We start from the raw sequence: 21,021 nt of genomic DNA, 5'->3' as shown, positions 1-21,021 counted from the left end.
CAATAAGGAAAAGTCATGTTGCCCGAATCAGCCCTTGCCGAAATGTATCCCGTCATTATGACCCCCAGCCATGACGGCAAATATTTCCACAACTACACCCTCTCGCTTCTGAACATCGTCCACACCAACGCCTCCCTCGGCCTGCCGCTGCAAGTAATGATGCAGCGCGGCGAAAGCCTGATTACGCGCGCGCGCAACAACTGCGTGGCCAAATTTTTGGAAAACAAAGAATGGACGCATTTATTCTGGATTGACTCCGACATCGGCTTCTCTCCCGACTCATTCTACCGCCTGCTCTTGGCCGATAAAGACGTTGTAGCCGGCGTTTATCCGCTCAAACGCGAAAACTGGCCGAAAGCAGGCCTTCCGGCCGGCATGACCCAAGCCGATTTTGAGCGTATGTACACTTCTTACACCGTCAACACCAACGACAAAGATGAAAACGGTGAAATCGTATTGAAAGTCGATGAAGACGGTTTTATGAAAGTCCATGACGCGCCAACCGGCTTCATGGTTATCAAACGCAGCGTATTTGAAAAAATGATAGAGGCCTACCCCGAGTTGAACTACGTCTCCGACAGCGACTACAGCCCGGAAAACAAAGGCCTGCACTACCGCTTCTTCGACTGCATGGTCGATCCTGAAAGCAAACGCTACCTGTCCGAAGACTACACCTTCTGCCATCTCTGGCGTCAAATCGGCGGAGAAGTGTACGTCGACGTGCAATCCAACCTGACCCACCAAGGCGCAAAAGTGTATCGCGGCTCGTTTGCCGAATCCCTGCAAACCAATCTTGCTAATGCAGTTTACGCCCCCGAAGGCACCACCATGCGCCTCGAGCTGGCTGCGCCATTGCACGCCAATCCGCGCGGCGCAGAATAAGATTGGCCGACAGGCAGGCGGGACACTTTAATTCTGCCTGTCTGCCACCATATAACGCCTATCGTTTTTTCAGACGGCCACAAGGCCGTCTGAATCCATCTTATTCAGGAGAAACCATATGAGCGACAACGTCCTGCTCCACTTGGGCGAAGAACCCCGTTTCGACCAAATCAAAACCGAAGACATCAAACCCGCCCTGCAAACCGCCATTGCCGAAGCGCGCGAACAAATCGCCGCCATCAAAGCGCAAACGCACACCGACTGGGCAAACACCGTCGAAAAACTGACCGACATTACCGAACGCGTCGGCCGCATTTGGAGCGTGGTTTCCCATCTCAACTCCGTGGTCGATACGCCCGAGCTGCGTGCCGTATACAACGAATTGATGCCCGAAATCACCATTTTCTTCACCGAAATCGGTCAAGACATCGAGTTGTACAACCGCTTCAAAATCATCAAAAATTCTGCCGAATTCGACACCCTCTCCCCGGCGCAACAAACCAAGCTCAACCACGACTTGCGCGATTTCGTCCTCAGCGGTGCCGAATTGCCACCCGAACAGCAGGCAGAACTGGCGCAACTGCAAACCGAAGGCGCGCAACTGGGTGCCAAATTCGCACAAAACATCCAAGACGCGACCGACGCTTTCGGCATTTACTTTGACGATGCCGCGCCGCTTGCCGGCATTCCCGAAGACTCCATCGCCATGTTTGCCGCCGCCGCGCAAAGCGAAGGAAAAACAGGCTACAAAATCGGCCTGCAGATTCCGCACTACCTCGCCGTTATTCAATACGCCGACAACCGTGAACTGCGCGAACAAATCTACCGCGCTTACGTTACCCGTGCCAGCGAATTGTCTGACGAAGGTAAATTCGACAACACGGCCAACGTCGAACAAACGCTTGCAAACGCGCTGAAAACCGCCAAACTGCTCGGCTTCAAAAACTACGCCGAGCTGTCACTGGCAACCAAAATGGCGGATACGCCCGAACAGGTTCTGAATTTCCTGCACGACCTTGCCCGCCGCGCCAAACCATTTGCCGAAAAAGACTTTGCCGAAATCAAAGCCTTTGCACGCGAGAGCCTGAATATCGAAGATCCGCAATCTTGGGATTTGAGCTACGCCGCCGAAAAACTGCGCCAAGCCAAATACGCCTTCAGCGAAACCGAAGTGAAAAAATACTTCCCTATCAGCAAAGTATTAGCAGGCCTGTTTGCCCAAATCAAAAAACTCTACGGCATCGAGCTGGCTGAAAAAACCGTCCCCGTTTGGCACAAAGACGTGCGCTATTTCGAGCTGAAACAAGACGGCCAAACCATCGGCGGCGTTTACATGGACTTGTACGCACGCGAAGGCAAACGTGGCGGCGCATGGATGGACGGCTACAAAAGCCGCCGTCGTTTCGCCGACGGTACGCTGCAACTGCCAACCGCCTACCTCGTCTGTAACTTCACCCCGCCGGTTGGCGACAAAGAAGCGCGTTTGAGCCACGACGAAATCATCACCCTCTTCCATGAAACCGGCCACGGCCTGCACCACTTGTTGACCCAAGTTGACGAAGTGGGCGTATCCGGCATCAACGGCGTCGAATGGGACGCGGTCGAGCTGCCCAGCCAATTCATGGAAAACTTCGTTTGGGAATACGACGTATTGGCGCAAATGTCCTCGCACGAAGAAACCGGCGCGGTATTGCCGAAAGAGCTGTTCGACAAAATGCACGCGGCTAAAAACTTCCAACGCGGTATATTCCTCGTCCGTCAAATGGAATTTGCCCTCTTCGACATGGAAATCTACCATCAGGAAGATGAAGGCCGTCTGAAAGAATGGCCGCAAATCTTGGACAAAGTGCGTCAAGAAGTCGCCGTGACCCAACCGCCGGCATACAACCGCTTTGCCTTGAGCTTCAGCCACATCTTCGCCGGCGGCTACTCCGCAGGCTATTACAGCTACGCATGGGCGGAAGTTTTGAGCGCAGACGCTTACGCCGCTTTTGAAGAAAGCGACGACGTTGCCGAAACCGGCCGCCGCTTCTGGGAAGAAATACTGGCAGTCGGCGGTTCGCGCAGCGCAGCCGAATCCTTCAAAGCCTTCCGCGGCCGCGAACCAAGCCTAGATGCCCTGCTCCGCCACAGCGGTTTCGACAACGCAGCTTGATTTGAAAATCGACCGTTTTAAACAGAACGGTTGCTGATTCAAAGTTAAAGGCCGTCTGAAATGTTTCAGACGGCCTTTCGGTTGACGCAATTAATGAGGAACAATAAATACATCAAATCTCTAACAATTTTTTCGGGAGAAACTGAAGTCCGCATTTCAAACTCCTATCTTCCTCCTACCCATCGCTAAAATTAGTTTTTGCCCTTTTTATCGCCGGCATTCAAGCGCATATTGATAAACTCCATCATCAAATCTTTTTTCGTCCAGAAAAAGGTTTTCATTTTTTCCAAAGAATAGATTTTCCGAATCATCGCCGGCAATCCTGCGTGAACGATGGCCGCGACTTCGCCATTGGTTGTTTCGTTGTCCATGGCGGCTTTGAGGTTTAGGTTGTGCGTATTCAGGTAGTTGCTAAGCTCTTTCCTGACGCTGTTGCTGATTTCGAATTGTTTCATGTTTTCCGTCCATAATGTTTTTATAATTAATTAGCATAGGATTTTAACAAGTTTTTTGCATTGTGCATATCTCAACTTGCATATTGTTGCGGAATTTACAATTTGGTTTTTGGGTAAAATCGCGCCTGCAACACATTGTTGCGGCGCACTAAATCGGATTGTTTTGACTATTTTGTTTTGGCTTAAGCAGTATTGCGGATAAAATAATGGTTTTAGGTTTTGAGGCCGTCTGAAATGTATTTGTGGTTTAAGCTGCTGCATGTGTTTTTTGTAATTTCTTGGTTTGCGGGACTGTTTTATCTGCCGCGGATTTATGTGAATCTGGCGCAATTAGAGCCTGGCAGCGTGGAATATGTACGGCTGACGGATATGTCGCGCAGGCTGTACCGCTTTATGTCGCCTTTGGGCTGGGGAACACTGATATTTGGCGCGGCCATCGGGTTTGTAAACAATTGGTGGGGCAACGGCTGGCTGGCGGTTAAATTATTGTGCGGCCTGCTGCTCTTGGCTTATCAGCTTTATTGCGGTCTGCTGCTGCGCCGTTTTCAAAACGGCAGCAATATGTATTCTCACCGCTGGTATCGGGTATTCAACGAACTCCCCGTATTGATGATGGTGGCCGCGCTTTATATGGTGGTTTTCAAACCGTTTTGATCTTCAGACGGCTTTTTTGGTAAATAAGGAAAGAATTCATGACGGTCGAAATCGAACGCCGCTTTTTGCTGGCGGATGACAGTTGGCGCGAAGCGGCAAGCGAGCCGCTGGTGTTGCAACAGGGCTATTTGAGCGTGGAAAAAGAGCGCACCATCCGTGTACGGATTATCGGTTCGCAAGCCTGGCTGACCCTGAAAGGCTATATTTCCGACATGACGCGCAGCGAGTTTGAATACGAAATCCCGCTGGCTCACGCGCAAGCGATGATGGCGGATATGTGCCCGTTTAAAATGGAAAAATACCGCTATCGTGTCGAATTTGAAGGCTTTGTGTATGAAATCGACGAATATTTCGGCGACAATGCGCCATTGATTGTGGCGGAAATCGAATTGCCTTCTGAAGATACTGAGTTCTCCAAACCGTCTTGGCTGGGCAAGGAAATCACGGCAGATGGTAAATTCACCAATGCGTATTTGAGCAAACATCCGTATTCGTCTTGGACGGAATAACGAGTACAACCCACATACAAAAAAGGCATGTATCGCACATGCCTTTTTTCTTTTCAGACGGCCTGATTTACCTTACCGATATTTGTATCGAGCTGCTTTTGACATACCGTTTCAAATATCGGGCAAGCCTGTGTGTTTTATCCGTGGAACCTTACGCCGGACGGCAGGCAACCATATAGTTGACCTCGGTCGAGTCGCACAAAGAATAACGGCCGCTCAACAAATTGTAGGTCATGCCCTTGCTGCCGACGGTATCCAATCCGGCTTGGCGGCACATGCGTGCGAGTTCTGCCGGCGTGATGAATTTTTTCCAGTCGTGCGTGCCTTTGGGGACGAATTTCAACAGATATTCCGCGCCGACAATCAGATGCAGATAAGATTTGGGATTGCGGTTGATGGTGGAGAAAAACACCATGCCGTCGGGTTTGACCAGTTTCGCGCAGGCTTGAACGATGGCGGACGGATCGGGAACGTGTTCCATCATTTCCATACACGTTACCACGTCAAAGCTGTGCGGCTGCTCGGCGGCGAGGTCTTCGACGCGGATGCAACGGTAATCGATATTGGCAACATGTTGAGCGGCCGCATGGGCAGCGGCGGTTTGCAGGGATTTTTCTGCCATATCGATGCCGGTCACGTGTTCTGCGCCACGTTTGGCCATGCTTTCCGACAAAATACCGCCGCCGCAGCCTACATCCAGCACGCGTTTGCCTGCCAATCCGGCATAGCCGTCGATATAGTCGAGGCGCAAGGGGTTGATGTCATGCAGGGGCTTGAATTCGCCGTTTTTATCCCACCATTTGTCGGCGATTTGGCTGAACTTGGCGATTTCGCCGGCATCTACGTTGTCGTGTTGATTGCTCATGGTTTGCTCCTGCATAAAATCATTCGCCTGATTTTAGCCGATTGTGCTTCAAAATAAAATGTTTCAGACGGCCTTTGCCTGTTTATCGGCCCTATTTCAACTTTCATCCGTCTGCCCATAAAAAACGCACCTTGTGGCAAGGTGCGTTTCAATCGGTACGATTTAGAATTTAGCGCCGGATTCGTTGGCCATGTAGTCAACTGCGGCTTTCACTTCGTCGTCGCTTAAGCTGCCGTTGCCACCTTTGGCAGGCATGGAATTAAAACCTTCTAGGGCGTGTTTGTGCAAGGTGTCTTTGCCTTGTTTAATGCGAGGCGCCCAGTCTTCTTTTTTGCCTACGGCAGGAGCGCCGGGAATCAAGCCGCTGTGGCATGCTTTACAGTTCGCTTCAAAAACAGCTTTGCCGTCCACTTTGGCGGATTCGGCAGGCTTGGCTTCAGCGGCAGGCGCTTCGGCTTTCTCTTCAGGCTTGGCAACTTCTTCAGGTTTCGCGGCTTCCTCTGCTTTGCTGGCAGCGGCTTCAACCTTATCGGCGGCTTCTTGAGCGGCAGATGCAGTCGCATCGGCAGCAGAAGCGGCTTCGGTTTTAACTTCAGATGCAACGGCTTGAGCAGCCTCTTGAGTCTCCTGTTTAGCCTCTTGGGAACAAGCTGTCAAACCAGCCATCATCATTACGGCAATCAGTAATTTGTTCATGTTCGGTCTTTCGTTAGTTTTAGTTTAAATCACTGTTTTATATAAACAGCTTAAAAATTCTAGCATAGAAACTAATACTTTTGACCTACACTATAATAAATATTGGTATAAATCAGATTTTGTTTCAAAAACTGAAAAACATATTGACACCACCTCTCTACTCGGATAGAAATTCACCCCATTTGTCATGAATCGCGATAATTTTCATTTTATTGTTCAAGCAGTTACTTATTTTATTTTCAAAGTTTCTTTTAGAATTCAACTTTTTACCGATTTCTCCATGAGTAGTGTCAACCTGAAAGCCATCCCCATCCCCAAAAGGCCGTCTGAATCCCAATCAGGTTTCAGACGGCCTTTTTGAATTATGTTAATAAACATTTGCCGCTTGGCCATGCAAAAGATACCAGCAGACTTACCTATTTATGTGGTTATTCATATCCCGACGACAATTTAATCCATTGCCGCCATTAACCTTTTGCCATTGTTTCAGCTTCAGCCCACAATCTCCGCTTCTGCTCTACCATCAATTTCTTAATGCCGATTTCCCGTTTCAGCGCCTCACTTTTATTCAAGCCGTCTGAAACGATGCGCATCTCGACAGGCTTGTTCAACCGCGTGTATTTCGCACCTTTTCCTGACAAGTGCGCCGCAAATCGTTCTTGCGGATGGTTGCTGATGCCGCAATAAAACGCGCCGTTTTCGCACAAAATCAGGTAAACGCTCCAATTGTCCGCGTTCATAAATCCCCCTCTTTGGCAAAACTCTCGGTAAAAATGCGCACGGCAGCCTCGGTTTTGGCAGACTGCACACGATAAGGCGTTACCAAATAAAGGCTGACCGGTGGTAATGTCCATTCAGGCAAAACCGCTTTCAGACGGCCTTGTACAATTTTCTCCCTCACTTCGCCGCCCACTTGTAAAGACAAACCGAAACCACTTTCGGTCAGACTACACACGGCGGCAAGATGCGTACAGGCAATGCTGTTGGCGATATCGAGAAAATAGCTTTCGCCGCCATGTTGCAAGGTCGTGCGGACAGATAAAAAATGCAGCCAGCGGTGTGCATGAAGCTGAGAGGGATGGGTAATGGGCGGATACCGGTCGAGATAATCGGGTGCGGCGCAAATGATGTACGGCCAAGTCACGAGATGGCGCGCAACCAAGTTGGGATCGTCCAAAGCCCGGTCACCGCCGCGTATGGCGATGTCGGTCTGATTGTGTTGCAAGTCGTCCAAAGTATCGCTGAAATTAAGGACAGGACGGATTTTTGGGAACTCAGTTTGCAATCGCGAAAAAGCCGTCTGAAAAGCGCGAGATTCGATGACCGTAGAAGTCAGAGAAATGCGCAATTCGCCGACAGGTTCGGTTTTCAGATTGTCGATAACGGTACGCGTATCGGCAAGCGTGGCGGCGAGACGGCGGCAGTATTCGCCCAAAGCGCGGCCTGCATCGGTAGGCGCAAGGCTGCGCGTACTGCGGTTTAACAGCTTGATGCCGTGCAGGGTTTCGAGGCGGTTGATGTGCTGGCTGACGGCAGACGGCGTCATGCCCAACACGGCAGCAGCGGCGTTCATGCTGCCGTGTTCGAGGACGGTAGCGAAAACAAGCAGGGGTTTGATGTCTTGCATGATGTTTACTTTACTGAAATTGGTGTTTTCAGACGGCCTGTTAGGAATACTGCGGATTATATAGCGCGGATGAAAAATCGGCGCGGAACTGATTGGGCGGTTGAATAATATTTATTTATAGCCATTTGCATATTTACCCTTTTTAAGGTATACCGCCTACTGATGTTTATATTTTAAAAGGATGATTAAATGGCTGATTTCGACACATCTAACCCTTACAGACCCAAAGGACTACTGCAGCGTCTGATGCGATTTTTAGGTCTTAGTTATTCTGCCGAAGATGAATATGTATATGAACGTTTGGCAGCTTTAGATTTGAATACAACGGTTTATGCCGACTTATTCTTCAATAAAACAGATGAATTTTTGATTTTGACTTCAGATTTCGACCCTGAAATGGGAACATTTAAGGTTAATGCAGGCATAGGTGGAGGTAAAAAACAATTCCAAGGCAAAAGCTGCCCAATTTTGGGCTATATCCATGTTGGAAGCGGTACGTTCATGGATCAACCCATATACAATCTGACCTGGGCAGAAGATGATGCAAACAACCCCTTTAAAAACTGCTTATTTCAGACACTCAAACCACTGACTATATACCGTACCCATAGCAAGTTAGGCATGGATTGGGAGCCATTCGGAAGTGATTGGTTAAGCAATATACTTTTAGTTGAAGTACTTGAAACTGGCGCACACAATCAAAAATTGGAAAATTTACGCCGAGAATATCTGAAGCAACATTCAGATTAGACACATTTATGGGCACCATCGAGGCATCTTTAAAATGGGCAGGGCTGCCTGTGGAATTATCTTTGAACGCAGACGGCAAAAAACCGGCAAGCAGGGCACTCAAACGCTTAACGGAAGCATTTGCACAACAGGCGTAACTCTATTCCACCCTAAACGCATACCTGCTCGAACATATCCGTAAACACAACGGCATCCGCACCAAAAACGAATTTTTTGCCAATCCGCATCCGACAGAGGAAAGCTTCCTTCAAGATTTAAAGCCGAAAGCATTGAATTTTGTCGATCAGAATCTCTATATCGTGTTTCACAATGATGACGATGCATTGATACCCGACGATGAATACTATTTTTATGTTTCATTTGATACAAAGGGTAACATTACCGGAATCACTTCCTGACACTAACAACAGGCCGTCTGAAACTTGCCCCCGTTTCAGACGGCCTTTTTCTATCTATTATTTAGTTAAACTTCACAATAATAACAGTAAATCAGGGATTATCAAGCGTTTCAGACGGCCTTACAATGCACTCATCTAATCAATCGAATCCCAACAAGGAGTCAAACATGAAAATCGCAGTTATCGGTGCAACTGGTTATGTCGGCAACGCAGTCGTTCAAGAATTGGCAGGCCGCGGTCATGAAGTGACCGCTTTCGCTCGCAACACAGACAAAGTTTTCCAAGCGCAAAATGTTGCCGCAGTCTCTGCAGATGTCAACGCAGCAGATTTTGCAGACAAACTGGTCGGTTTTGATGCCGTAGTCAGCGCCTTCAACCCGGGCTGGACCAATCCCAACATCGGCGCGGATTTCACACGCGGCGCAAACAGCATCGTCGAAGCGGCAAAAACAGCGCAAGTGCCTTATTTATTGCTCGTCGGCGGCGCGGGCAGCCTGTATGTGGCACCCGGTTTGCAAGTTATCGATACGCCCGACTTCCCGAAAGAAATTTTCGACGGCGCCAATGCCGCACGCCATCTCTTGGCAGAACTCCTGCCGCGCCGCGACGTGAACTGGTCTTTCGTTTCCCCTCCGGCACGACTGGGCACGGACGGCGGTTTCAGCGAAGACAAAACCGGCAAATACCGCTTGGGCAAAGACGATTTGCTGATGGACGGTGAAATTCCGGCAGGCATCAGCGTGGCCGATTTGGCAGTCGCCATCGCCGACGATGTGGAAAACAAAGCGCATTTGTTTGAACGTTTTACCGTCGCCGCTGTTTAATCATCTTAATTTAAAGGCCGTCTGAAACTAAAAGTTTCAGACGGCCTTTGCATGCGCTCATCTCATCAATCGAATCTCAACAAGAAGTCACACATGAAAATCGCAGTGATTGGTGCAACAGCTTATGTCGGCAACGCAAGCAAAGTTTTCCAAGTGCAAAATATTGTCGTCGTCTCCACATACGAATAAAATCTGTCGGCAATTTATATCAAAATTACAAAAATATTTTGAACAAAGTGAAGGAACTGTACCAGAGTAGTAAGGAGCCCATCCTGAAAAGATGTAGATCATAAATTGCATATTGTGAGCAACAATCCGCTCCGCTACCGATCTTTTCTCACGCAAGCGCTGATGGTTAAGATGATCTGAAAGCATCTCTCTAATTTTTCAGACGGCCTCAATTTTCCCTGTACTCTATTTCAAGGAATTTTCATGACACCTCAAACTGTCTTAGATTTCTGGTTTACCGAAGAAAACCACCCTTTCCAATTTGCCCGCAACAATGGATTCGATGCCCAAATTCGCGCTCAATTTTTCGATATCTGGCAGCAGGCAGCTCGCGGCGAACTTTCACACTGGCGCGATACTCTGCAAGGCAGGCTCGCCGAAATCATTATTCTTGACCAATTCTCGCGCAATCTGTTCCGCGACAGCCCTCAAGCGTTTGCCCAAGATACTGCTGCACTCATTCTTGCCCAAGAAGCCGTTCGCCAACCCGGCTTCGCCGACCTCCTTCCGCATGAACGCCATTTCATGCTGATGCCGTTGATGCACAGCGAAAGCCAAGTTATCCATGAACAAGCCGTACCGCTGTTTGAACGCTATACCAATGAAAACGCATTGGCCTTTGAAATCAAACACAAAGTCATCATCGACCACTTCGGACGCTATCCGCACCGTAACGCCGTATTGGGGCGTAAAACCACGGAAGAAGAAGCAGAATTTCTGAAGCAGGAAGGTTCATCATTTTAATTCCATCAAAGTCAAAGGCCGTCTGAAACCGAAATCAAGGTTTTCAGACGGCCTGCATCATCGTGAAATCACTATATAATACCGTCTATTAAATTCCAGATACGAGCCAACCATGTCCGTAACCCAACCCACCATCGCCGCCATCGCCACCGCACCCGGACGCGGTGGAGTCGGCGTTATCCGCCTTTCCGGCAAAAACCTGTTGCCTTTGGCGCAAACCCTCAGCGGCGGCAAAACGCCCAAGCCGCGCACTGCGCTTTACACCGACTTTCTCGGCGGCGACGGACAGCCGATAGACAACGGCATCCTGCTCTATTTCGCCGCGCCAGCCAGCTTTACCGGTGAAGATGTGATTGAGTTGCAGGGACACGGTGGCCCCGTCGTGATGGACATGCTGCTCTCGCGCTGCCTCGAACTGGGCGCGCGCATGGCAGAGCCGGGCGAATTTACCAAACGCGCCTTCCTCAACAACAAACTCGACCTTGCCCAAGCCGAAAGCGTCGCCGACCTCATCGATGCCTCCAGCAAGTCCGCCGCACGCATGGCGTTGCGTTCACTCAAAGGCGCATTTTCCCAACACATACACGAGCTGGTGGACGACCTTATTACTTTGCGGATGCTGGTCGAAGCCACGCTGGACTTCCCCGAAGAAGACATCGACTTTCTCGAAGCCGCCGACGCGCGCGGCAAGCTCCAAGCCCTGCAAGGTCGTCTGAAAACCGTGCTTGCCAGTGCGGAACAAGGCGCGATTTTGCGCGAAGGCATGAACGTTGTCCTCGTTGGCGCACCCAACGTCGGCAAATCCAGCCTGCTCAACGCCTTGGCTGGCGACGACATCGCCATCGTAACCGACATCGCCGGCACCACCCGCGACACCGTGCGCGAACAAATCACCCTCGACGGCGTGCCCGTCCACATCATCGACACCGCCGGTCTGCGCGAAACCGACGACGTGGTCGAACAAATCGGTATCGAGCGCAGCCGCAAAGCCGTCTCCGAAGCCGATGTCGCCCTGATTCTGATTGACCCGCGCGAAGGTGTGAACGCCAAAACCCAAGCCATTTTGAACAGCCTGCCCGAAGGTTTGAAAAAAATCGAAATCCACAACAAAGCCGACCTGATCGGCGAACCCGTCGCCGTCCGTTCAGACGGCCTCGCGCAAACCGGTGCGGAAAGTGTCATCAGCCTATCTGCCAAAACCGGCGCGGGTCTCGATTTGCTCAAACACGCGCTGTTGCAGGAAGTCGGCTGGCAGGGCGAAAGCGAAAGCCTGTTCCTCGCCCGCAGCCGCCACCTCAACGCCTTGCACGAAGCCGAAGCCGAGCTGGAAAACGCCGCCCTCTGCAACAACAACCAAATCGAGCTTTTCGCCGAACACCTGCGCCTCGCCCAAAATGCGTGCAGTGAAATCACCGGCGAATTTACCGCCGACGATTTGCTGGGCGTGATTTTCTCGCGCTTCTGTATCGGCAAATAAAACGGTTTACCATCAAATACAAAGGCCGTCTGAATGTTCAGACGGCCTTTTTTATCACCAAAACAAGCTTAATTTCACTTGCGTTTATTTATTGGCAGCTTCTGCCATATTTTTTGCGATTTTGGTTGCGCCAACTGTCAAACCGGACATGCCGATCAGAGAAGCCGCGGCCAATTTGATTAATGTTTTCATTTTAACTCTTTTCTGTGTATTTAAGGGTGTGTTGTGTATTTTTTATTTATCGGCATCAGCCATATTGTGGGCGATATTGGTTGCACCGACGGTCAGGCCGGACATACCGATTAAAGAGGCTGCTGCCAGTTTGATTAAAGTTTTCATTGTTTATCTCACTTTCTTGTCTGTCGGCCGAGAAACGGCCTAAGTTGCGTTTTCTGAGGTATTGTAATTGATTCGTTTATAATTGAATTATTTGTGTACTACCGTTTCGATATTGTAGGCGACGCCGAGGGCGGAGGCCGGTATCCCGACATGCCGATTAAAGAAGCGGCAGAAAGCGTTATTAAATGTCCCATTTTAAGTAGTCCTTTTTCATAGATACAAAATGTTATTTAACAACATATACATTTTTTCGCCGGCATCTGCGCTGCCGACAGGACGAATCATACCGTGTTAATCGTTAATTAATACAACTTTTCCGTAAAGATAAAATAATAAAAATATACATAATAATGGTTATAGTTAATTTATATTTTGTTTTGAAAATGACACCGATGTCTTTCTCAATGACACCGATGTCTTAATTACATACACACTACAAACGTATCTTTCCGCGCCCATAAAATCCCTCTTTTTTTGTTGCAAAATCGCACTATAAATTAAATATATTTTTAAATTCAAAATGTTAAAAATTTATCCTTTCCGCAGCCCAAATCTTAAATTAGTCAAAACCAATACCTTTGATAGCTTCTTTTAAAGAACACACACGTTTCTAGCGCATATCCGACCATAAAATGCGCTACAAATATATGATATAGTGAAACATTCTGCGTATTGACTATTTCCAGCATGAACAACACCCTAATCCTGACCGGCGCGGCCGCATTTTTTATCGGCGCGCTGTTTGCTTGGCTGATAACACGCTACCAAGCCCAAAGCCGACACTTTATTGTTTTGCAAGAATTGGCCGAAAGCCGCCGCCTGCATGAGTTTGCCGAACAGGTTCAAGCTCAAACTGCGGCGGATTTGGCGCAAAGCCGCCATACCGTGCAGGAATTGCAAGACGAATTGCAGGAGACGGGCAACCGCTTTGCCGCAGCCGAAAAACAGATTGCCTATCTGCAAGATTGCGAGGCCGAAGCCGAAGCTTTAAAACACGAATGTGCAAAATGGCAGCAAAGCGCGCAAAACCTGCAAATCAACAATGAGCGATTAAACACGCAACTGGTTCAAGAACAGGCATTGAGTGCGGATAAAAATACGCTTTTGCAACAACAAGAAACGGAAAAAGGCCGTCTGAAACAAGACTACGACACGCTTTTGGAGCAAAACCATGCGCTGCAAGTCCAAAACGAGCGCCTCTCCACACAACTGACGCAAGAAAAAGCCAATATCGACGACAAAAACAGCCTTTTACAGCAACAGGAAGCTGAAAAAGGCCGTCTGAAACAAGAATACGCCGCCCTTTTAGAGCAAAACCATGCGCTTCAAGTCCAAAACGAGCGCCTCAACACCCAATCGGAAAAAGACCGTCAGGCTGCCGAAGAAAAATTGGCTCTATTGGCAGATGCGCGTAAAAACCTGAGCGACCAGTTCCAAAACCTCGCCAACACTATTCTGGAAGAGAAAAGCCGCCGCTTTACCGAACAAAACCACGACCATCTCCAACAACTGCTCAATCCGCTCAACGAACGCATACACGGCTTCAGCGAGCTGGTTCAGCAGACTTATGAAAAAGAAGCCAAAGAACGCCTGACTATAGAAAACGAACTCAAACGCCTGCAAACCCTCAACACCCAGCTCCACCACGATGCCAAAGCGCTGACCACTGCGCTGACCGGCACACAAAATAAAACCCAAGGCAACTGGGGCGAGATGATTTTGGAAAGCGTATTGGAAAATTCCGGCCTGCAAAAAGGCCGCGAATACATCGTCCAAGCTTCCAGCGTCCGCCACGAAGCAGACGGCACCCAACGCCGCCTCCAGCCCGATGTCCTCATCAATCTGCCCGACAACAAACAAATCGTCATCGACTCCAAAGTATCGCTGACCGCCTACGTCCGCTATACGCAAAGTACCGGTGCAGAAGCAGAGCGCGAGCTTGCTAACCACGTCGCCAGCATCCGCGCCCACATCAAAAGCTTGGCAGCAAAAGATTACACCGACCTTGAAGGCGTCAAAACGCTGGACTTCGTCTTTATGTTCGTCCCTGTCGAACCGGCCTACCTCCTCGCCCTGCAACACGATCCGAACCTCTTCCAAGAGTGTTTCGACAAACGCATCATGCTAACCGGCCCCAGCACCCTGCTCGCCACCCTGCGCACCGTTGCCAACATCTGGCGCAACGAGCAACAAAACCAAAACGCACTGGCGATTGCCGAAGCAGGCAGCAAACTCTATGACAAATTTGTTGGCTTTGTCGAAAGCATGGACGGCATCAATAAAGCGCTTGGTCAGGCACAATCTCAGTTTCAGACGGCCTATGGCCGCTTGGTTTCCGGCAGGGGTAACCTCATCAGCAGTACTGAAAAACTGCGCAAATTGGGCATCAAAGCCGGCAAACAACTGCAACGGGATTTAGTAGAAAAGGCCGTGTCGGAAAACGAAGACCACGCCGCCTTGCCGACCGCGCAAGACCAAGAAAATGACTGATAAAACTTAAGACATTGCAAACAAAGGGAATTTAACCAATGAGCAACATCACCATCGTCCTTGCCGCCGATACCGGCTATGCCGAGCAGGTTCATACCCTGATGAAATCCATCTGTACCCACAACACAAATGTCAATTTCTACCTCATGCACAATACCTTCAGACGGGAATGGATCGACTATACCAACCAAAAGCTCGCAGCCAGCGGCGGCCGTCTGAATGATGTCAAAATCGAGATGGACTTCAGCCAATATCACCGCCTACCCCATATTTCGGATGCCGCATTTTTCCGCCTGATGATGCAGCACCTGCCTGTCGACCGCGCCCTGTATCTCGACAGCGATATGGTGATTACCCAATCCCTACACGATTTGTTCAGCCTCGATATGCGCGGCTATCCCGTTGCGGCGGTACAAGACTCCTTTCTTGCCCGTACCGAATGGAATCACCCGACCGGCCTGCACACTACGCCCTATTTCAATTCCGGTATGTTGTTGGTCGACCTGGCGCAATGGCGGGAACACAATATCGCAGCGCAACTGCTGCAAACTGCTACCACCATTGATAAATCCGTTCCCTACGGCGACCAATGCTTTCTAAACACCGTATTTCAAAAAAATTGGCTGCAATTGGAAGAATCTTGGAATTTTCAAACAGGCGCAGTCCAATATTTCCAAAAACGAAATCTCGGCGAAATATTCCCCAAACCTGACACCGTCCCGCCCGTTATCCACTACACCACACGCGCCAAACCGTGGTTGTGCGATTACGGCAAGATTCCTTTTGAAGAAATCTATTGGCAATACTATTGCGCCGACTGGCCGGAAGCGTAGTCTCAGACAGGAAATACCCTTCCCTTGCCTCAATTGACCTTAAAACAACCCATCATCAAAAACAAAAGGCCGTCTGAAATCGTTTCAGACGGCCTTTAAGCCATAAAAAAACAGGCAGAACATTCTACCTGTTTTGTGTTCACATCCGACCGTAAAGCAGGCTTTACCACCCACCCTCAGTCGGCGTCATCTTTCTCCGATTAGATACCGCGCAACAATTCGTTCACGCTGGTTTTCGCACGGGTTTGCGCGTCCACACGTTTGACGATAACCGCGCAGTAGAGGCTGTGGCTACCGTCTTTGGAAGGCATGCTGCCGGATACGACAACAGAGCCAGCCGGTACGCGGCCTTGATAGATTTCGCCGGTAGTACGGTCAAAGATTTTAGTGGATTGACCGATGAATACGCCCATAGAAATCACGCTGCCTTCTTCGACAATCACGCCTTCGACGATTTCAGAACGCGCGCCGATGAAGCAGTTGTCTTCAATAATGGTCGGGCTGGCTTGCAGAGGCTCGAGTACGCCGCCGATGCCGACGCCGCCGCTCAAGTGCACGTTTTTACCGATTTGCGCGCAAGAGCCGACAGTCGCCCAAGTATCGACCATCGCACCTTCGTCAACGTATGCGCCAATATTGACATAAGAAGGCATCAACACGACATTTTTCGCCACAAAGCTGCCGCGGCGGGCAACGGCACCCGGAACTGCGCGAAAACCTGCGCTACGGAATTCGTCTTCAGACCAATCGGCAAATTTAGTCGGCACTTTGTCGAAGTATTTGTTTACACCGTCGTTGAGGATTTCATTGTCCTGAATGCGGAAAGACAGCAATACGGCTTTTTTCGCCCATTCGTTGACTTTCCATTCGCCCACACCCAAACGCTCGGCAACGCGCAGTTTGCCGGAGTCAAGTTGGCGGATGGTTTCCAAAACCGCTTCACGCACTTCCGGGGTAACGGTATTCGGATTGATTTCGGCACGGTTTTCAAAAGCCGTTTCAATGATGTTTTGCAAAGACATGTTGATTCCTTCAAGAGATCAGGGCCGTCTGAAACCTATTCAGGCCGCCCTATTACAAATATTTAACTTGTTATTTTGCCATGTAAAAGCGATTTCGTCAGCTATTAACATGATTAGCGCCGAGCGTTACACGGCTGGATTTCGGTTAAAGCCAAGATTTTCAGACAGCCTGCTTAAGTGAATTATTTTCTAACTAATTTTCCAGCTACGATATACAGACTGTCGCTTCTGCCGACACGCCGTGCCGATAAATCAATCTTTGCCGCCAATCTTTTACAGCAGATTTTCAACCACCACGCCGCATTCAATATTCTGCTTTAACGGTTTCGCGTTCAAATCCTTCAAGGCCGTCTGAAAGTCGGCAAAACCCATCAACTGCGAACCGAAACGGCGCATGTGTTCGGTATCCTGCTGACAGTCTATCAGCGCAACGCCCAAATCCGCCAAAAACGGTACGGCGCAGGCAAACGCAATTTTTGACGCATCGGGACGCAAGGCAAACATCGACTCGCCATAAAACACGCAGCCGATTTGCACGCCGTAAAACCCGCCTGCCAACTGCATTTCGCCTTGTTCATCCGGCAGCCAGCATTCAAACGAATGCGCATGCCCCTGATGGTGTAGCTTCAAATAGGCCGTCTGAAACGCAGGTTCTATCCACGTTCCGTCCTGTTCCGGACGCGGCACATTGGCGCAATGGGCAATCACTTTTTCAAAACAGCGGTTGACCGTTACCCGATACGGCTTGTGACGCAAAGTTTTGGCGAGCGAACGGCCTATATGCAGGCTTTCCGGCACAATCACGGCTCGCGGCGCAACCGCATACCAGAAAAACCAACCGTCGCGGCTAAACCACGGAAAAATCCCCTGCCCATACGCCGACAACAGCCGCCCCGTATCCAAATCGCCGCTGACACCGACCAAGCCGTCGCATTCTGCCAAAGCATAAGACGGGTCGGGGAAACGATAATCCCGTGGCGCAAGAAAAGGAATCTTCATCGCAAAGCCCATAAAGTTTCAGACGGCCTCAAGCTGAAAATGCCCAAGGCCGTCTGAAAAATCAATATACAAACTGATTAACGTTTGGTTTTGGTTTGGCATTCGCCGCATACGCCGTACATATACAGCGCGTGGTCGACGATGCGGTAGCCGTTTTCTTCGGCGATTTTGTCTTGCAGCGCTTCGATTTCCGGATTGTGGAATTCGGTTACTTCGCCGCATTTTACGCAAACGATGTGGTCGTGGTGATCGCCTTTGTCCAATTCGTAAACCGCTTTGCCGGTTTCAAAATGGTGGCGTTGCAAAATGCCGGCCTGTTCAAACTGGGTCAGCACACGGTAAATCGTCGCCACGCCGATTTCCACACCCTCTTCCAACAGGATACGGTACACATCTTCCGCACTCAAATGCTCCTCGGCATGAGTCTCGAACAAGTCCAAAATTTTCAAACGTGGACCAGTAACTTTCAAACCGCTGTCTTTCAATTGCGCAATGTTGCTGAATTTTTCCATAATATTCAATATCCCTGTAAGGTAATAACCGTTATAATACGCACTTTCCGCCCATTTGCCCACTATTGGGCCGTTAAAGGGCGGCAATCTGCCGCCGGTCTTGCAATTGAAAATCGGCGAAAAGAAAAATTAAGAAGATGATTATCGTTTGCTTTTTAAAAATATTCAAGCGATGATAAACATCTTTCCCGAAATGACACAGAAAGGTAAGCCCGTGAATAAAGCCTTATGCCTTGCCATCGCCGCTATTTTAGGTCTGGCCTCATGCAGTGCCGAGCGCGTATCCAACTTTCCATCCTACAAACTCAAAATCATTCAAGGTAACGAGCTCAATCCCCGCGCCGTGGTTTCCCTGCGCCAAGGTATGACCCGCGACCAAGTCCAACTGCTGCTCGGCACGCCGCTCCTGCGCGACGCCTTCCATGCCGACCGCTGGGATTACACTTTCAACACCAGCCGCAACGGCATCATCAAAGAACAAAGCAACCTGACCCTGTACTTTGAAAACGACGTCCTCGCACGCGCCGAAGGCGATGCCATTCAAAAATCCATCGAAGCAGTTCAAGCCGGACAAAACATCGTTCCGACCACCGAAACCAAGCCGAAATAAGGAAGCCCCATGAGCGCATTGAAAATCGCCATTGCCGGCGTCAACGGCCGCATGGGCCGCGTCTTGGTTGAAGCAGTCAACAACCATCCCGATGCCGTCCTCTCCGGCGCACTCGAGCATTCCGGTTCGGAAGTATTGGGTTTGGATGCAGGCTTCGCCTCCGGCCTCAAAACCGGCGTCGCCATTTCAGACGACGTGGATGCCGTACTGGCTCAAAGCGATGTCCTCATCGACTTTACCCGTCCCGAGCCAACCCTGAAACACCTGCAAAAATGCGTGGAAAAAGGCGTCAACATCATCATCGGCACAACCGGTTTTGACGACGCAGGCAAAGCCGCCATCCAAGCCGCAGGCGAGAAAATAGGCGTTGTCTTCGCCGCCAACTTCAGCGTCGGCGTCAACCTGACCTTCCACATCCTCGACACCGTCGCCCGCGTGTTAAACGAAGGCTATGACATCGAAATCATCGAAGGCCACCACCGCCACAAAGTCGATGCCCCAAGCGGTACCGCGTTGCGTATGGGTGAAGTCATTGCCGACGCACTCGGCCGCGACCTCAAAGAATGCGCCGTTTACGGCCGCGAAGGCCACACCGGCCCGCGCGATCCGTCCACCATCGGCTTTGCCACCGTCCGCGCAGGCGACATCGTCGGTGACCACACCGCCCTCTTCGCCACAGACGGCGAGCGCGTGGAAATCACCCACAAAGCCAGCAGCCGCATGACCTTTGCCGCCGGTGCCGTACGCGCTGCAGTTTGGGCAAACGGCAAAAAAGGCCTGTACGATATGCAAGACGTACTGGGTTTGAAAAACCGATAAGCCCGCATCATCAGGTTTCATACCTTACAAGGCCGTCTGAAAGCACAACGTCGATTTTCAGACGGCCTTATTAAAAAGAAAGCCCCACCATGTCCTATCAACAAATCACCATCAACGTCAACGATGCCGTCGCCGAACGCCTTGCCGACGCGCTGATGGAACACGGCGCATTGTCCGCTGCCATTGAAGATGCCTACGCCGGTACAGAAAACGAACAGGCCATTTTCGGCGAGCCGGGCATGCCGACCGAGCAAATCTGGCAACAAAGCAAAGTTATCGCCCTTTTCGGCGAAAGCGACGACGCCGCTTCCATTATCGAAGCCGCCGCGCAGGAATGCGGTTTGAACGATTTGAAATACACCGACGAAATCCTTGAAGATCAAGACTGGGTGCGTCTGACCCAAGCGCAATTCGACCCGATTCAAATTTCCGACCGCCTGTGGATTACCCCGTCTTGGCACGAAGCACCCAACAGCGACGCCGTCAACCTGCAACTCGACCCGGGTCTTGCCTTCGGCACAGGCAGCCATCCGACCACCCGCCTCTGCCTCAAATGGCTGGACACGCAGCTCAAAGGCGGTGAAAGCGTATTGGACTACGGCTGCGGCTCCGGCATTTTGGCCATTGCCGCCCTCAAACTCGGCGCAGGCTCCGCCATTGGCGTAGACATTGACGAACAAGCCATCCGCGCCAGCAAAGACAATGCCGCGCAAAACAACGTCGACGCGCAGTTCTACCTGCCGGACGGCCTGCCGCAAGGCCAATTTGATGTCGTTGTCGCCAACATTTTGGCCAATCCCCTGCGTATGCTCGGCGAAATGCTTGCCGCACGTACCAAACAAGGCGGCCGCATTGTCTTGTCCGGTCTTTTGGACGAACAAGTCGAAGAACTCAGCAGCATTTACAGCCAATGGTTCGACATCGAGCCTGCCGAAATCGAAGAAGGCTGGGCGCGATTGAGCGGCGTCAAACGCTAAACCTGTTTTCCGATACAAAAGCCGTCTGAAATTTAATCTTTCAGACGGCCTTTTTGCACTTAAAACGCTGAATATTCCAGCAAAATCAGGTATAATTGCCTATTATTTTGACCTTTCGGAACACATCCGCCGCGCCTGTTTGACATTTCATCGCGT

The 21,021-nt window shown here is 50.2% G+C and carries 22 protein-coding genes; 14 read left to right on the top strand and 8 right to left on the bottom strand.

The window, feature by feature from the left end:
* Positions 1-15: 15 nt before the first annotated feature.
* Positions 16-882, top strand: coding sequence for a hypothetical protein (locus ACTHTY_RS07580; RefSeq protein WP_440367091.1), 867 nt, complete (start codon positions 16-18; stop codon positions 880-882).
* A gap of 118 nt (positions 883-1,000) precedes the next feature.
* The gene (locus tag ACTHTY_RS07575; RefSeq protein WP_440367089.1) at positions 1,001-3,037 is read left to right on the top strand and encodes a M3 family metallopeptidase; all 2,037 of its coding nucleotides are present in this window, start codon (positions 1,001-1,003) and stop codon (positions 3,035-3,037) included.
* Positions 3,038-3,228: 191 nt separating this feature from the next.
* Here ACTHTY_RS07575 and ACTHTY_RS07570 read toward each other — a convergent pair whose 3' ends face one another.
* Entirely contained in the window at positions 3,229-3,492 is a 264-nt protein-coding gene (locus ACTHTY_RS07570) for a hypothetical protein (protein ID WP_049333596.1), read from the bottom strand.
* Positions 3,493-3,726: 234 nt separating this feature from the next.
* Between ACTHTY_RS07570 and ACTHTY_RS07565 the strand changes: the two genes are divergently transcribed.
* Both ACTHTY_RS07565 and ACTHTY_RS07560 read left to right on the top strand, forming a co-directional pair.
* Positions 3,727-4,146 (top strand): CopD family protein, encoded by a 420-nt coding sequence (locus ACTHTY_RS07565; protein WP_049328323.1) that lies wholly within the window; start codon positions 3,727-3,729, stop codon positions 4,144-4,146.
* Between the two features lie 38 nt (positions 4,147-4,184).
* The gene (locus tag ACTHTY_RS07560) at positions 4,185-4,655 is read left to right on the top strand and encodes a CYTH domain-containing protein (protein ID WP_070822779.1); all 471 of its coding nucleotides are present in this window, start codon (positions 4,185-4,187) and stop codon (positions 4,653-4,655) included.
* 151 nt (positions 4,656-4,806) lie between these two features.
* Here ACTHTY_RS07560 and ubiG read toward each other — a convergent pair whose 3' ends face one another.
* The 4 genes from ubiG to ACTHTY_RS07540 form a co-directional block, all read right to left on the bottom strand.
* Positions 4,807-5,520: a bifunctional 2-polyprenyl-6-hydroxyphenol methylase/3-demethylubiquinol 3-O-methyltransferase UbiG gene (gene ubiG, locus ACTHTY_RS07555; RefSeq protein WP_070584652.1), complete on the bottom strand. Its 714-nt coding sequence runs from the start codon at positions 5,518-5,520 to the stop codon at positions 4,807-4,809.
* Between the two features lie 162 nt (positions 5,521-5,682).
* On the bottom strand, positions 5,683-6,216 hold the full coding sequence (locus ACTHTY_RS07550; protein ID WP_440367086.1) for a c-type cytochrome: 534 nt from the start codon (positions 6,214-6,216) through the stop codon (positions 5,683-5,685).
* A gap of 467 nt (positions 6,217-6,683) precedes the next feature.
* The gene (locus ACTHTY_RS07545; RefSeq protein WP_440367085.1) at positions 6,684-6,956 is read right to left on the bottom strand and encodes a GIY-YIG nuclease family protein; all 273 of its coding nucleotides are present in this window, start codon (positions 6,954-6,956) and stop codon (positions 6,684-6,686) included.
* Complete coding sequence (locus ACTHTY_RS07540; RefSeq protein WP_440367083.1) at positions 6,953-7,843, bottom strand: LysR family transcriptional regulator; 891 nt, start codon at positions 7,841-7,843, stop codon at positions 6,953-6,955. Before ACTHTY_RS07540 ends, ACTHTY_RS07545 begins: the two co-directional genes overlap by 4 nt.
* A gap of 189 nt (positions 7,844-8,032) precedes the next feature.
* Here ACTHTY_RS07540 and ACTHTY_RS07535 point away from each other — a divergent pair, with 189 nt between their 5' ends.
* The 7 genes from ACTHTY_RS07535 to ACTHTY_RS07505 all read left to right on the top strand — a co-directional run bounded on the left by ACTHTY_RS07535 (position 8,033) and on the right by ACTHTY_RS07505 (position 15,926).
* Complete coding sequence (locus ACTHTY_RS07535; RefSeq protein ID WP_440367081.1) at positions 8,033-8,593, top strand: DUF7021 domain-containing protein; 561 nt, start codon at positions 8,033-8,035, stop codon at positions 8,591-8,593.
* An 8-nt stretch (positions 8,594-8,601) separates the two neighbouring features.
* Positions 8,602-8,730: a hypothetical protein gene (locus tag ACTHTY_RS07530; protein ID WP_440367079.1), complete on the top strand. Its 129-nt coding sequence runs from the start codon at positions 8,602-8,604 to the stop codon at positions 8,728-8,730.
* A 428-nt stretch (positions 8,731-9,158) separates the two neighbouring features.
* Entirely contained in the window at positions 9,159-9,815 is a 657-nt protein-coding gene (locus ACTHTY_RS07525; protein WP_440367078.1) for an NAD(P)-dependent oxidoreductase, read from the top strand.
* 432 nt (positions 9,816-10,247) lie between these two features.
* The gene (locus tag ACTHTY_RS07520) at positions 10,248-10,787 is read left to right on the top strand and encodes a DUF924 family protein (RefSeq protein ID WP_004520918.1); all 540 of its coding nucleotides are present in this window, start codon (positions 10,248-10,250) and stop codon (positions 10,785-10,787) included.
* Between the two features lie 112 nt (positions 10,788-10,899).
* The gene (gene mnmE, locus ACTHTY_RS07515) at positions 10,900-12,264 is read left to right on the top strand and encodes a tRNA uridine-5-carboxymethylaminomethyl(34) synthesis GTPase MnmE (RefSeq protein WP_440367076.1); all 1,365 of its coding nucleotides are present in this window, start codon (positions 10,900-10,902) and stop codon (positions 12,262-12,264) included.
* 1,026 nt (positions 12,265-13,290) lie between these two features.
* Complete coding sequence (gene rmuC, locus ACTHTY_RS07510) at positions 13,291-15,093, top strand: DNA recombination protein RmuC (protein WP_440367075.1); 1,803 nt, start codon at positions 13,291-13,293, stop codon at positions 15,091-15,093.
* Positions 15,094-15,131: 38 nt separating this feature from the next.
* Positions 15,132-15,926 carry a glycosyltransferase family 8 protein gene (locus ACTHTY_RS07505; RefSeq protein ID WP_440367074.1) on the top strand — a complete coding sequence of 265 codons (795 nt, stop codon included), beginning with the start codon at positions 15,132-15,134 and terminating at the stop codon, positions 15,924-15,926.
* 200 nt (positions 15,927-16,126) lie between these two features.
* On the opposite strand, the gene dapD is transcribed toward ACTHTY_RS07505, so the two are convergent.
* The 3 genes from dapD to fur form a co-directional block, all read right to left on the bottom strand.
* Positions 16,127-16,948, bottom strand: a complete 822-nt coding sequence (gene dapD, locus ACTHTY_RS07500) for a 2,3,4,5-tetrahydropyridine-2,6-dicarboxylate N-succinyltransferase (protein ID WP_003684212.1) — start codon at positions 16,946-16,948, stop codon at positions 16,127-16,129.
* A gap of 273 nt (positions 16,949-17,221) precedes the next feature.
* Positions 17,222-17,947, bottom strand: a complete 726-nt coding sequence (gene aat / locus ACTHTY_RS07495; RefSeq protein ID WP_440367072.1) for a leucyl/phenylalanyl-tRNA--protein transferase — start codon at positions 17,945-17,947, stop codon at positions 17,222-17,224.
* A gap of 77 nt (positions 17,948-18,024) precedes the next feature.
* Positions 18,025-18,522: a ferric iron uptake transcriptional regulator gene (gene fur, locus ACTHTY_RS07490; RefSeq protein WP_094192831.1), complete on the bottom strand. Its 498-nt coding sequence runs from the start codon at positions 18,520-18,522 to the stop codon at positions 18,025-18,027.
* Positions 18,523-18,673: 151 nt separating this feature from the next.
* On the opposite strand from fur, the gene ACTHTY_RS07485 reads away from it, so the two are divergent.
* The 3 genes from ACTHTY_RS07485 to prmA all read left to right on the top strand — a co-directional run bounded on the left by ACTHTY_RS07485 (position 18,674) and on the right by prmA (position 20,865).
* Positions 18,674-19,069, top strand: a complete 396-nt coding sequence (locus ACTHTY_RS07485) for an outer membrane protein assembly factor BamE (protein WP_003749079.1) — start codon at positions 18,674-18,676, stop codon at positions 19,067-19,069.
* A gap of 9 nt (positions 19,070-19,078) precedes the next feature.
* A complete protein-coding gene (gene dapB, locus ACTHTY_RS07480) occupies positions 19,079-19,888 on the top strand; it encodes a 4-hydroxy-tetrahydrodipicolinate reductase (RefSeq protein ID WP_003684215.1) in 810 nt (269 codons plus the stop codon).
* A gap of 89 nt (positions 19,889-19,977) precedes the next feature.
* Entirely contained in the window at positions 19,978-20,865 is an 888-nt protein-coding gene (prmA, locus tag ACTHTY_RS07475) for a 50S ribosomal protein L11 methyltransferase (RefSeq protein ID WP_440367071.1), read from the top strand.
* Positions 20,866-21,021 lie beyond the last annotated feature (156 nt).

Origin of the sequence: Neisseria sp. P0019.S002, from assembly GCF_051957155.1 — a bacterium.
Lineage (GTDB): Bacteria > Pseudomonadota > Gammaproteobacteria > Burkholderiales > Neisseriaceae > Neisseria > Neisseria perflava.
Note: the sequence above shows the minus strand (reverse complement) of the source record. Positions and strands in the feature narration are given on the sequence as shown.